Annotated in this window: 12 protein-coding genes and 4 pseudogenes; 10 read left to right on the top strand and 6 right to left on the bottom strand. The window is 62.6% G+C overall.

Annotated features, from left to right (window positions below; all coding sequences use genetic code 11):
• Window positions 1–168: 168 nt before the first annotated feature.
• Window positions 169–489, bottom strand: coding sequence for a hypothetical protein (locus tag IVA80_RS04655; RefSeq protein WP_346347962.1), 321 nt, complete (start codon window positions 487–489; stop codon window positions 169–171).
• 158 nt (window positions 490–647) lie between these two features.
• On the opposite strand from IVA80_RS04655, the pseudogene IVA80_RS04650 reads away from it, so the two are divergent.
• A pseudogene (locus tag IVA80_RS04650) lies at window positions 648–803 on the top strand (transposase); the annotation flags it as partial.
• Between the two features lie 236 nt (window positions 804–1,039).
• A complete protein-coding gene (gene tnpB, locus IVA80_RS04645; protein ID WP_247426034.1) occupies window positions 1,040–1,297 on the top strand; it encodes an IS66 family insertion sequence element accessory protein TnpB in 258 nt (85 codons plus the stop codon).
• Between the two features lie 256 nt (window positions 1,298–1,553).
• Here the strand turns inward: tnpB and IVA80_RS04640 are convergent, their stop codons facing one another.
• Window positions 1,554–2,660: an IS110 family transposase gene (locus IVA80_RS04640; protein WP_247426032.1), complete on the bottom strand. Its 1,107-nt coding sequence runs from the start codon at window positions 2,658–2,660 to the stop codon at window positions 1,554–1,556.
• 267 nt (window positions 2,661–2,927) lie between these two features.
• On the opposite strand from IVA80_RS04640, the pseudogene IVA80_RS04635 reads away from it, so the two are divergent.
• The 7 genes and pseudogenes from IVA80_RS04635 (at window position 2,928) to IVA80_RS04605 (ending at window position 7,403) form a co-directional block, all read left to right on the top strand.
• A pseudogene (locus IVA80_RS04635) lies at window positions 2,928–4,545 on the top strand (IS66 family transposase).
• Window positions 4,542–4,781 carry a hypothetical protein gene (locus IVA80_RS04630; RefSeq protein ID WP_247426030.1) on the top strand — a complete coding sequence of 80 codons (240 nt, stop codon included), beginning with the start codon at window positions 4,542–4,544 and terminating at the stop codon, window positions 4,779–4,781. Before IVA80_RS04635 ends, IVA80_RS04630 begins: the two are co-directional and overlap by 4 nt.
• Before the next feature lie 51 nt (window positions 4,782–4,832).
• Window positions 4,833–5,267, top strand: a complete 435-nt coding sequence (locus IVA80_RS04625) for a transposase (RefSeq protein WP_247426028.1) — start codon at window positions 4,833–4,835, stop codon at window positions 5,265–5,267.
• A 231-nt stretch (window positions 5,268–5,498) separates the two neighbouring features.
• Window positions 5,499–6,014, top strand: a complete 516-nt coding sequence (locus IVA80_RS04620; protein ID WP_247426026.1) for a hypothetical protein — start codon at window positions 5,499–5,501, stop codon at window positions 6,012–6,014.
• Window positions 5,942–6,490, top strand: coding sequence for a tyrosine-type recombinase/integrase (locus tag IVA80_RS04615; protein WP_247426024.1), 549 nt, complete (start codon window positions 5,942–5,944; stop codon window positions 6,488–6,490). The genes IVA80_RS04620 and IVA80_RS04615 overlap by 73 nt, the downstream gene beginning before the upstream one ends.
• Window positions 6,382–6,663 carry a hypothetical protein gene (locus tag IVA80_RS04610; protein ID WP_247426021.1) on the top strand — a complete coding sequence of 94 codons (282 nt, stop codon included), beginning with the start codon at window positions 6,382–6,384 and terminating at the stop codon, window positions 6,661–6,663. The genes IVA80_RS04615 and IVA80_RS04610 overlap by 109 nt, the downstream gene beginning before the upstream one ends.
• A 95-nt stretch (window positions 6,664–6,758) precedes the next feature.
• On the top strand, window positions 6,759–7,403 hold the full coding sequence (locus IVA80_RS04605) for a tyrosine-type recombinase/integrase (RefSeq protein ID WP_247426038.1): 645 nt from the start codon (window positions 6,759–6,761) through the stop codon (window positions 7,401–7,403).
• Between the two features lie 210 nt (window positions 7,404–7,613).
• Here IVA80_RS04605 and IVA80_RS04600 read toward each other — a convergent pair.
• From IVA80_RS04600 to IVA80_RS04590, 3 genes and pseudogenes are all read right to left on the bottom strand, one after another.
• Window positions 7,614–9,138, bottom strand: a pseudogene (locus tag IVA80_RS04600) (ISNCY family transposase).
• A 92-nt stretch (window positions 9,139–9,230) separates the two neighbouring features.
• Window positions 9,231–9,524, bottom strand: a complete 294-nt coding sequence (locus IVA80_RS04595; RefSeq protein ID WP_247426019.1) for a tyrosine-type recombinase/integrase — start codon at window positions 9,522–9,524, stop codon at window positions 9,231–9,233.
• Window positions 9,525–9,720: 196 nt separating this feature from the next.
• Window positions 9,721–10,240: pseudogene (locus IVA80_RS04590) on the bottom strand (IS66 family transposase zinc-finger binding domain-containing protein); the annotation flags it as partial.
• A 3-nt stretch (window positions 10,241–10,243) separates the two neighbouring features.
• Here IVA80_RS04590 and IVA80_RS04585 point away from each other — a divergent pair.
• Window positions 10,244–10,498 (top strand): hypothetical protein, encoded by a 255-nt coding sequence (locus tag IVA80_RS04585; RefSeq protein ID WP_247426039.1) that lies wholly within the window; start codon window positions 10,244–10,246, stop codon window positions 10,496–10,498.
• 281 nt (window positions 10,499–10,779) lie between these two features.
• Here IVA80_RS04585 and IVA80_RS04580 read toward each other — a convergent pair whose 3' ends face one another.
• The gene (locus tag IVA80_RS04580) at window positions 10,780–11,028 is read right to left on the bottom strand and encodes an IS110 family transposase (RefSeq protein ID WP_247426017.1); all 249 of its coding nucleotides are present in this window, start codon (window positions 11,026–11,028) and stop codon (window positions 10,780–10,782) included.
• Window positions 11,029–11,259 lie beyond the last annotated feature (231 nt).

The following is an 11,259-nucleotide window of genomic DNA, read 5'->3' as shown; positions in this document are numbered from 1 at the left end:
TCGCCCGTCTCCCGCCGTTCCCGTGGCCGCATCTCGCTCTCCGCCGAAGCAGTGATACGACACAGAATCACGAATCAAATTTGCAAGGAATCCCCTTTCGAGCGGCCGGTTTCCGGCAAATTGGATTTCCACAGATCGTCGGTTTATGATTCCAAATCAACGGCTTGGCTATTCTTCACGGACGACTAAGCCGCGGACAATGGATGACCGATTCCGCCGCTTGAGGAGTTCGGGGTCTTCTTTGTGTATCCTGATGAGCTCGATCAGGTTTTCGATGCCGAGATCGGTGAACGCCATGACCCCGTCGTCACCTATGCCGTAGACCCTGATGACGCCGTCCTCCAGGTCCATTCCGTTGGCCACATCCCAGGGCCAGTCCTCGTTCTCGCCGAGGTCCTCTGCGACGCGACCGATGGTGAACGATGGAATGAACTTTCTTGACGTGCATAGCCACACCGCCTGAGCGGTGGACGTCGACGTGGAAGACATCCAATTGGTAAGCGCTGTTCAGCGGCCACCTTTCGGATAACGAGGTGATCTGCGAGTCTGCGGTTCGGTTTGTATCCGTTCGGCCGCGGCCGCCTTGCGTAGTTTGAGAGGCGGCCCGAGGATTTGACCTTAAGTCTAGCTTTAAGGTCACGTGGCGAATGCAGGTCAATGTGTTGGGCGCCGAGCGTCGGCGGCGATGGAGTTACGACGAGAAGGTTCGTCTTGTCGAAGAGACCTTGCATGCTGGCGAGACGGTCTGCGGCGTCGCGCGCCGGCACGGGGTGGCTCACAGCCTGCTGTTCACCTGGCGTCGACAAGCGCGCCAGGGCCGACTGGGCGGAGATTCCGTGCCAGCTCTCATTCCCGTCGAGATCACGCCCGTGGCGGCTCCGATCTCGAGCGACGCGCCACAAGCTGCGTCTTCACCGCCTGCGCAGCGCGCAAGGGCTGGAATCATTGAGATCGAGCTTGGCGGCGGCTGTCGCGTTCGCGTTGACCGTGACGTGGACGTTGAGGCGCTGCAGCGAGTTCTTGAGCTGCTGCGGCGACGATGATCCCGATTCCGAGCGGCGTCAGGGTTTGGATCGCCACTGGCCACACCGACATGCGTCGCGGCATGCGAAGCCTGGCTCTTACAGTTCAGGAGATTCTGAAGCGCGACCCGCACGCGGGCGATCTCTACATCTTCCGGGGCCGCCGCGGCGATCTGGTCAAGATCCTCTGGCATGACGGATTAGGCATGTCGCTCTACACCAAGCGTCTGGATCGTGGCAAGTTCATCTCCTATGGCCTTTGTCAACCGTTTTGAACACAGCTTCCCGACCGCTCCTTTGGAGACGGTGATATTTTGATGCATACGATCCGCATGGGTGAGGACGCCGAGTGTTCTCGACGGTCGCTCAGACTCCTATGCGGGGATTGGTTACCCCATGATGACGGTGCGTCGGAGGGCTGCCTCGCTCTGCCCACGGACGTAGGCGACACGGCTGTCCAAGATAAACTCGAGGATTCCCTCTACCGCCCTCGGCGTCCCCGCTGATGCGGATCGTAGGATGCGTGGTCGATCACGCGCCAAGCGGGACTCGCTGGCCGATGGACCAGATGAAGCCAAGCAGCTCCCGCGCAACTGCAGCGGTCGCGACAACCGAGCGTTTCCCGCGCGCGGTTAGCTTCCGGTAGGTCTTGTGAAGGCGTAGCTGGGCCTTCCAGGCCAGAGCCGCGATATCTTGTGAAACTGGCGGGCAACGCTCTTTCATCCACTGCCCGACCTTCGGCGTCGTCCGATAACTCCAGGCAGCTTCACACAGCACCGCCCGTGCAATCGAGCTGCCGGCCTTGGTAATGCCGCGCGGCCTTACCGTGCCGCCGCTGCTGTGCTCGCCGGGAGCGAGGCCGAAGTAGGCAACGAGTTGTCGCGGATGAGCGAAGCGGGAGAAGTCTCCGACCTCAGCGAGCACAGTGGCGGCGACGATTGGACCGACACCCTTCAATGCTTGGAGAGCCTGCATCTGCTTGGCCCACGGCGAGCCCGTGATCACTTCTCGGATTTGCTGCTCGATTCCTGCCTTGCGGGCCTCATTATGCTCGAGCGCGTTGAGGTAGGTCTGGAACGCAATCTGTTGCGCTGGATGGGTGAACGTTCTGTTGCAGAGCCACATCCGGTGTCGGCGACTCCAGGCCTTACCTTCGAAGCGCAAATCGCAACGGAGCATGAACGCCTGGATCCGGATGCGGTCCCGGCGGACATCTTGACCGGCTGCGTGCCGCGCTCGTACCAGGTCGCGCAGTGCTTCATGAAGCGCGTCCGGTACCCAGACATAGGTGAGCTCACCGGCCCGGTGCAGACGAGCCAGAGCGATGGCGTCGCGCCGGTCATTCTTGATCCGCTCGCCGGGCTTACGTGGCGTCAGCGAGGGGGCGCACACTCTGCAGATCATTCCCATTGCCGAGAGTTGACGCTGAACGTTGTAGCCGCATGACCCGGCCTCGTAGACGAACTCGATGATACCGTGTCGACGCGCCAGACTTCGAGCGAGCTTGCCGATTGCTGTCGGATCGTTCTTAATCGTGCCGACATGCCGAACCTCACCCGCTCGTCCAGCGTCCGCCACCGCGACAGAAATTGTCTCCTTGTGCACGTCGAGACCAACGAAGGCACAAACCCCTTGCATAGCATCTTCTCCTTCCCTGCCGGGCACCAGGCTCGGTCGATGCCCAGGATGGAATCCCGGGCAGGAAAAGGCCATGTCATCTGGCTGTCGGCGTCGGCCGGTGCGGTATCGATCTCAGCGGCGCAGATGGCCTATATGCTCGAGGGCATCGACTGGCGGAATCCGCAACTGAGTTGGCGACCGCAAAGCGCAGGCTGAGCGAAGAAACTACGGTTGCTGCCATTTTGGGGAGTCCCATCGCTTCCAATCTGTGATTCACTGCGTCGCATGGATGCCGACCGCGACGCCGTTCCGGATGACGTTGCCGCCCTGAAGAAGGCGCTGGCAGTCGAGCGCGCGAGGGGTTTGGAGATCGCCGCCGAACTCGCGGTCGCCCGCGCGAAAGCGTCGGAAGACGAGGCGCTGATTGCACAGCAGAAGCTGCAGATCGCCAAGCTGAAGCATCAGATCTACGGACAACGGTCGGAGCGCTCGGCGCGGCCGATCGAGCAGTTGGCGCTGACGTTCGAAGAGCTGGAAGCCGACGCCACTGAGGACGAGCTGGTGGCGGAACGAGCTGTGGCGAAGACGCCGGTGCGGGGATTTACCCGCAAGCGCGCCGAGCGCCAGATCTTCCCTGAGCACCTTCCCCGGGAGCGGGTGGTAATCGATGGGCCCACAACTTGTGAATGCTGCGGCGGCAATCGCCTTCGCAAGCTCGGCGAGGACGTGACGCGCACGCTGGAAGTAGTGCCGCGCCAGTGGAAGGTGATCGAGACGGTCCGGGAGAAGTGCTCCTGCCGCGATTGCGAGAAGATCAGCCAGCCGCCGGCGCCATTCCATGCCATCGCCCGGGGATGGGCTGGCCCGAGCCTCCTGGCCATGATCATGTTCGAGAAGTTCGGCCAGCATCAGCCGCTAAATCGTCAGGCCGAGCGCTACGCTCTGGAAGGCGTGCCGATCGCACTGTCGACCATGGCAGATGCCGTTGGGGCGGTCTGTGCGTCGCTGGACCCCTTGCTGCTCCTGGTGGAAGCCCATGTGATGGCAGCCGAGCGCCTTCATGCCGACGATACGACGGTGCCGGTCCTGGCCAAGGGCAAGACCGACACGGGACGGTGCTGGATCTACGTTCGGGACGACAGGCCGTTTGGGGGCGCGGGTCCACCAGCAGCGATGTTCTACTACTCACGCGACCGCAAGGGCGAGCATCCGCAGGGGCATCTGGCCCGGTATGCCGGCATCCTGCAGGCCGACGCCTATGACGGGTACAACCAGCTCTATCTGGCGGGACGCCAGCCCGGGCCAATCCGGGCCGTTCTTCGCGATGGCCGACATCGAAGAGAATGCCCGGCGCAAGGCTGCGGGCAAAAAGGAAATCCCGCTCTCGCCGATCGCGATCGAGGTCGTGCGGCGGATCGATGCGCTGTTCGAGATCGAACGGTCCATCAACGGCAAGAGTGCCGAGGAGCGCCTTCAGGTGCGGCAGACGCTGAGCCGGCCTCTGGTCGAGGACCTCCAGGTCTATATGCGGGAGCAGCTTGCCAAGCTGTCTCGGGGGCACGACCTGGCTAAGGCGTTCAACTATATCCTGAAGCGCTGGGCGAGCTTCACCCTATTCCTCGAGGACGGCCGCGTGTGCCTCTCCAACAATGCCGCCGAAAGGGGCCTGCGAGGCATCGCACTTGGGCGAAAATCCTGGCTGTTCTGCGGGTCTGATCGCGGCGGGCGGCGCGCCGCAGCTATGTACAGCCTGATCGTCACAGCCAAAATGAACGGCATCGATCCGCAGGCGTGGCTCACGAATGTCCTCGCCCGCATCGCCGCTCATCCGGCTCATCGGCTGGACGAACTTCTGCCCTGGAATTGGGCGCCAGCATCTGCGCTCTCCGCTCGAGCGGCATGACCACCCACGTCAACAAGGTCCATCACGTCACCACCATCACCAAGGTCGCCAAAGACCTCGGCGAAGACGAAGATTGGCTGTGGGACATCGCCAACGAGATGGAGATCGAGGATGGCTTCATCTGGGTCTATGGCGTCGGAGAAGACGGCGTTCAGGCGTTCACCGACTTCGGCATCGACAACCTGATCGAGCTGATTAGGTTCTACAAAGAGAACCCTGGATTGCTCAAGCGCTAACCCTGCGGCCTACGCCGAATGGATACTTCGGTTTGGACCGTTGGGCTTAGAATGGACACAGTGCATACTGCTATCACGAAGCCGGTGCGACGGCTTGAGGTCTTCACCGGAGCCGGCCGTCGGCGGAAGTGGAGCGACGAGGAGAAGGCGCGGATCGTTGCAGAAATCGTGGCGAGCGGCGACTCGGTTTGTTCGGTAGCAGGACGGCATGCATTGTCTCCGCAGCAGTTGTTTGGCTGGCGACGTCAGTTGCGAGAAGCAGCGGGCGGTCATTCCGAAGCGGAAGTACAGTTTGTGCCAGCGGTGGTGGATGCCGTGGTGCCGGCGCCTGCTGTTGACCGGGATCGCAAAGCGCTTCGCTGCAAGGCCAAGGCGGTTGCCCGGACTCGCCGTTGCGACGTCGGGATCATCGAGATCGAAGTCGACGGAATCACGATCCGGGCCGGTCGTGATGCGGATACGACGATGATTGCGTCGATCGTCTAGGCACTGAAGGCGAGGCAGTGATCGGCCCGTCGGGTGCGGTCCGGGTGATAGTGGCGACCAAACCGATAGACTTTCGTAATTATGCGGAGTCTACGATTATGTGGAGTGCGAGGCCGTTCGATCCGAGATCCGCTCCGTTATCAACAGTTTAGTTCCCAGTGGCCTCTTCCTCGCTGCGCATAATCTGAGGCCTCCCTTCCTGTCTTGATGGCAACGAAAGGGAGACAAGGAATGGTCAAGTTGAGTGAGAACCACTGCCACGGGCAGCGCTGCATGGACGCAGGCGATCTTGCCCCGCTGGTGACGGAGTTCGCACGACACCTGACGGTGTTGGGGCATTCGAGCTTGACGGTGAGCGGCTATGACGCCGCAGCCCGTCACCTCGCGCAATGGCTGACGCTGTCCAAGGTCGCAGTCACCGATATCGATGATGGCGTCACCGATCGGTTCGCTCGGCATCGCTGTCGATGCCCCGGCATACGTCGCGTGAAGGGCGTGTCCAAGAAGTACGTGAGGCGGGTGTGCCGGTTCGTCAAGTTTCTCGGCGAGCGCGAGATCGTCCAGCGCAAGCCGAAGCTCGCATTACCGACGCTCGACCGGTGGGTAGTCGAGTTCCAGGACTGGCTGCGGCAGCATCGCGGCGTCACAGAGCTGACAATTGATGACATGGTCGCATGGTCATGCGGCTGCTCCCGGCGCTTGGCAGCAAGCCGCGAAGCTGGAATGCCCAACTCATTCGCGAGGTGATCATTGCAGAGACGAAACGGGTCTCGCTCGCCTCTGTGAAGACTATGACGATGGCGCTGAGAGGATATTTGCGGTCCCTCACCGCGCGGGGGTTGTGCCGGACGGGGCTCGATCATGCTGTGCCAATCATTCCGCAGCGGCGCCTGTCGTCGCTGCCGCGATACATCAGCTCGTCAGATGTCGAGACGTTGATTGCAACGTGCGACCAGATCACGGCGACTGGCGTTCGTGATCGGGCGATCCTGCTGCTGTTGGCACGACTGGGCTTGCGGGCCGGCGACATTCTCTCTCTTCGTCTCACCCATATTGATTGGCACAGGCGACGCTGTCGGTTCGTGGCAAGGGGCGGCGGGAGACGAGATTACCATTGCCGCAAGACGCCGGCGATGCCGTGCTCGCTTATCTGGATCAGGCGCGGCCGCACGTCGCCGATGGTCGAATCTTCTTCATGTCGAATGCACCAATCCGGCCATTGACAGGTTCGAGCGCAGTCTCTGACATTGTGCGTAGTGCAATACGGAAGGCCGGCATCCCCGCTCAGTCGAATGGGGCCAACCTGCTTCGGCATTCGGCCGCGACCGCCATGCTGCGGGGCGGCGCGACGCTCGACACAGTTGGTGCCGTGCTGCGCCACCCTCACCGGACATGACCGCGCACTATGCCAAAGTCGACGTGACGATGCTGCTGCAGATCGCGCAACCCTGGCCGGGAGATGTGTAATGCTGAGCAAATATCTTGCCAAATATGTGGACCAGCAGCAGTCGCTGGGGTTCAAGTTCCGCGTCCGGCAAATCCCTGCTGAGGGGCTACGTCGGCTTCGCCGAGGAGCGCGGCGACCGGCACATCAGAAGCGCCCGCGTCCTGGCATGGGCCGCACGTGCGCCGTCACCGGAGCCGCGCCGCAACCGGTTGCTTACCGTGCGGCGGTTCGCGCTGGCGATGCACGCCGAGAATCCGCGCCATCAGGTTCCGGCGGCGGATGCACTCGGCCACGCCGTCGTCAAGCGGCGATCGCCGTATATCTATAGTGCAGACGAGATCGCACGATTGCTCCGCGCTGCGGCGGAACTCCGGCCGGCGGGCTCGATCAGACCGACCATGTATGCAACGCTCTTCGGCCTGCTCACCGCTACCGGAATGCGGATCGCAGAAGCATTGGCGCTGCAGATCGACAATGTGACTGCAGATGGACTCGTCGTCCAGCAAACGAAGTTCCAGAAGAGCCGGCTGTTGCCGCTTCACGCAACAGCTCGGCTGGCGCTCGACAGATATCTGGTCGCCCGGCGGCTGCTGACCACCACAGATCGTGCCCTCTTCGTATCGGTTGCCGGGCAGTTACCCTACAACACTGTGCGACGCATCTTCCTGCAGCTCCTCGATGGTATATAGCGCGACAATCAGGATGAGAGCGCGTATTGCCGCACGTAAAAGTGCTCTCTCAGGCTCGCCCGCTGCCTCATTTTTTTTGCTCCCGGCGTGAAGCGGAGGCAGCCAGGCGTTTCAATGATTGCCGAAGTGGGCCTAAGATGTGCTGGAGTAACCCCATTGGTAGCGGCCGCACCGGATGCGAAGATGGTCGCGGTTGGCAGTGTCCGGCTTTTACTGCGCGAGCCCGCCGTTATTAGGCGCTACGACGTCGAGGGCGAGCGGCGGCACTTGGGAGGGGCCGAACAGCAGGGCGTTGGCCTGTTCGCTGCGCCAGGTCTTTAGGCGACGCTGGAGCGTGCGCAGAAGTTTTTGGGGATAGACTCCAGGGTATTCTGCCTGCAATCGCGCCAGGTTCGCTGCTGGTCCGCCACGGCTCGGCTTCAAACCATTTGCGCAAATCCGGCGTCGCTCGAACGAGCGGGTCCGGACGGCGACGGCCTCGTTTTGCTTTGACGATTGGCCGATCTGTCGGCCGAGCGCCATCCTCCTTCCAGGCGGTTCTCAAGCTCGCCAGGAAAAGATCGATCGGCTGCGTAATCGCGCCGGTGTTCGCGACAGGCACGGCATCGGTAAGCGCCGCCAACCGCTCCTGCGTCACTCGGATATCGGGCAACAAGGCGACGGGGTCGAGGCTGGCGAAAGTTGTAAACGGGCGCGAACTTCATCGGACGTGCGCGCGTCGGCGGCTAGTCGTTGATGCGGCGTCGCAGGCGCGCTGTAGGTCTTGTGCACACGGGCGCCGTCGCGCTGCTTGGCGATTAGCTTAAACGACGGTTGGAAGAAGTTCACGAACAGGCGCGCTGAGCGGTAGAGCTGCGCCAGCAGCGTCGCCGCCTCCAAACCCTCGAACCGCCGGTAGCCGACCATCCTGCGCACAACGGCGCCATTCTTTTGCTCGACGAACGCCTGATCGTTTTTGCGGTACGGCCGGCACCGCGTGAAAACCATATTGGCTGTGTCGCAGTACGTCTTCAGCGTCTCGTTCATGAAAACAGTGTAATTGTCCGTGTCTAAGCCAAGAAGCGCGAAGGGCAATTGCTTACGCAATTCCGTCAGCACGGTGCTCAGCAGCGTTTGCTCGCGCACGATCAGCGACGCGCATTCCGTCCAGCCCGTCGCGACGTCAGTGAGGACCAGGGTCTGTACGAAACTGCCGCGCGCCGATGGACCGCTGTGGGCGACAAGGTCCGCCTCGACGAATCCCGGTGCCGGATCATTCCAATCTGCTGACGTCCGTATCGGAATACTGCGTCGGAGGGCGTGTGCGGCCGGTCGCCGGCGCTGGCGACCGAGCCCTTCCCGAATCCGGCCCAACGCCCGGTCGATCGTCGCGGCGCTCATCGAAAGCAGTTTGCCGCGGATCTCGGGAGCGAGGTCGAGATGTGTGCCGCTCCATCGCCTCGATCAGCATTGGCATCAAGGCTTTCAGCCGCTTGCCGCAAACCCGGTCCGACGCTTCCCAGAGGAGTGCGAGCGCATTGCGTTCGGCTTCACCGTAAATCCGGCGTCGCGCCCGACGACCTGCCCGCGACCCATCGTGGCCCCGCAGCAGCCGCATCGCATGCTTGCGATGATATCCAGTGATATTGACGAACTCATCCAATATCCGCGCCTTCTCCCCGCGATCGCCCGATCGATAGCGTTCGCCCACAGCTGCCGTCAGTTCCTTCCTAGTCGCCATGCTCAGCCGCCTCATCGTCGCCCCCGCCGCCCGTCTGGTCGGGGAGCAGCTTACATGAGGCAACAGCCTATCATTCGGGAGCTTCTAAGCTGACGCAATGCGAGGTCTCACCTTGATCGCCGCCGCCCACCGTCTCGACGACATCGACCCGAAAGTCTGGCTCGCCCGCCGTAGATTGCGCCGGGCGTCAATGGTCGCCGAGGCGACTGCAGGCCGATGAAAATCTCCTGGTGCCGTGTATTGGGGCGGACAGTATCGATGTATCGGGCGAGCGCTTCAGCGACCGACCCGACCAGCGGGTATGCTTGCAGTCCTCGACGCTTCAGGCGAAATAGGCGGATGACGCGATGACCCCAGTCCACCTGATCAAGTCGCAAAGATCCAACCTCGCTGGAACGCATCCCGTAGATCGCCAGTGGTTTGTCAAAGTGTCCGCCAACATCCTCTGCACATCGGACCATGCCGGTGCGAACGGCAGTGACTCCTGTTGATAGATCTGAGGACCGCGGATCGCTGCGGGCAAGCGCGGGTCGCACGCCCCCTCAGATGCTGCATGGCGGAGAAATACCCGCAGCGCTCCCGCAATGCTGGACGCTAACCCCGCGGCGTGGCATGACGGAGCCGGCGGTTGCGTGATCGCCTCGCAGTCCCGGCAACTGAACTTCTGCCGCACCGTGTCGATCACCTTGAACCGGCGTGGGATCTCCTCCAGCGTCGAGGTCGCGCTTTCGCTGAGTTTCGACAGCCGCGCCGACCCGCAGCAGGGACATTGTTAGGGCCAGCAGGACCACGCGCGCCCGCTCGATGTCGTCGGGAAAGGGTTGGCGCACGGGACGCTTGCGCTCAAACGAGCGCACCGTCTGCATCTTCCTGGCCGCCTTCTCGGCAGCGAGTTCATCTTCTGTCGCGGCTGCCTCGAGTTCCTCAAGCTCCAGCTGATCGAGCACCGGGCCGACCGCTCTGAGCGCGCGCCAAATATCGTCCGCCGCAGCTCCTCGATCTCGAGCTTGAGATGAGCAATCGGCGCTTCGGTGCTCGATTGCTCCGCCTGGGCATTGGCCGCTTCAGCAAGCCTGGCTTCCGCCGCAAGCGTGGCCGCGCGCTCGGCTAGGACCATTGCATGCGCGGTTGCAAGATCGAGCGGCAGGTCGGCGCTGGATTGAACGAAGCCGCCGCATTTGCGGCCACCGCAAGGCTTGGCTTTGACCGGCCCGAGCACGGAGGCAGACTGGCGTGGAGCGGGACTGCACTCCTGGCGTGGCTGGAATTTGCCGTCAGCGGCGACTATGGTTGTCGGGCGCAGGCGACCTCGTGGCGAAGCATGATGCGTCGGCTGCAAGCGTCACCGGACGCCTATTTTGTCCTGCCGAGCTGAGGCGCCCGCGCGCCGGATTTTGGCCGCCGCGGTTTCCACTGCGCCACAAATCGTTCGTAGCTTTGCTCCGCCTGGGCGGCAAGCAACATCTCGCGGGCGCGCAGCGCCTTTGTGTTGTAGGCATAGGCTGGTCCACGCCGGCTGCCTTTCTGTTGCGGATGTCCTGCTTGAAGTTGCATTGCGCGGGGTCTTGTTAGCGACCAGCGCTGGGCGTGCCCACAGGTAATCTTCGCCCTTCGTCAACAAATGCCAGCAAAGCACGGTGAGCTTGCGAGCCACAGCTACCGCGGCGATCTGATGGCCGCGCCGGGCGCGAATCCGCATAAAAAAAGCATGCAGTGGACCGGGCGCCTTTGCGCGGCCCAGGCCGCCTCTACCAGCGTGGCGCGCGCGTGACTGCGTCCGATCTTGCTGATGCGACCGTGATGGGCCGCTCTCAGTCCTGACTGCCGCACCCGCGGCTTCAGCCCGAAATAGCTCACCAGCTTCTGCGGGCAGTTGAACCGGCTGATGTCGCCGATCGCCGCCATGATCCCGGCGGGCGACCGCCAGATTCACGCCGGTGATCGTCGTCAATCTGTTGACCGCGGAATCCTCGATTGCGTCCTGCGCGATGTCTGGTCGAGCAGGGGCAGATCTTCCGCAAGCCGATCTAGCTCACGGACGTGCCGATCGGCGGCTGCCCGCTCCTCGTCGGGCAACTGTTGAGCGGCCAACATGCCCGGCCGCGCGCGTTGAAAAGATCAGCATGCGGGCACTTC

The sequence above is a fragment of the Bradyrhizobium sp. 139 genome (genome assembly GCF_023074175.1).
GTDB lineage: Bacteria > Pseudomonadota > Alphaproteobacteria > Rhizobiales > Xanthobacteraceae > Bradyrhizobium.
This window is presented reverse-complemented; position numbering and strand designations above follow the sequence as displayed.

What these genes read in the sequence shown, in the direction of transcription:
- IVA80_RS04640 (WP_247426032.1), bottom strand. Translation starts at nt 2,660, where the DNA reads ATGCAAGGGGTTTGTGCCTTCGTTGGTCTCGACGTGCACAAGGAGACA.
- IVA80_RS04580 (WP_247426017.1), bottom strand. Translation starts at nt 11,028, where the DNA reads ATGGCGGCGATCGGCGACATCAGCCGGTTCAACTGCCCGCAGAAGCTG.
- IVA80_RS04620 (WP_247426026.1), top strand. Translation starts at nt 5,499, where the DNA reads ATGGTCAAGTTGAGTGAGAACCACTGCCACGGGCAGCGCTGCATGGAC.
- IVA80_RS04630 (WP_247426030.1), top strand. Translation starts at nt 4,542, where the DNA reads ATGACCACCCACGTCAACAAGGTCCATCACGTCACCACCATCACCAAG.
- IVA80_RS04615 (WP_247426024.1), top strand. Translation starts at nt 5,942, where the DNA reads ATGGTCATGCGGCTGCTCCCGGCGCTTGGCAGCAAGCCGCGAAGCTGG.
- IVA80_RS04595 (WP_247426019.1), bottom strand. Translation starts at nt 9,524, where the DNA reads ATGCGTTCCAGCGAGGTTGGATCTTTGCGACTTGATCAGGTGGACTGG.
- IVA80_RS04605 (WP_247426038.1), top strand. Translation starts at nt 6,759, where the DNA reads ATGTGGACCAGCAGCAGTCGCTGGGGTTCAAGTTCCGCGTCCGGCAAA.
- IVA80_RS04585 (WP_247426039.1), top strand. Translation starts at nt 10,244, where the DNA reads ATGCGCGGTTGCAAGATCGAGCGGCAGGTCGGCGCTGGATTGAACGAA.
- IVA80_RS04655 (WP_346347962.1), bottom strand. Translation starts at nt 489, where the DNA reads ATGTCTTCCACGTCGACGTCCACCGCTCAGGCGGTGTGGCTATGCACG.
- tnpB (WP_247426034.1), top strand. Translation starts at nt 1,040, where the DNA reads ATGATCCCGATTCCGAGCGGCGTCAGGGTTTGGATCGCCACTGGCCAC.
- IVA80_RS04625 (WP_247426028.1), top strand. Translation starts at nt 4,833, where the DNA reads ATGGACACAGTGCATACTGCTATCACGAAGCCGGTGCGACGGCTTGAG.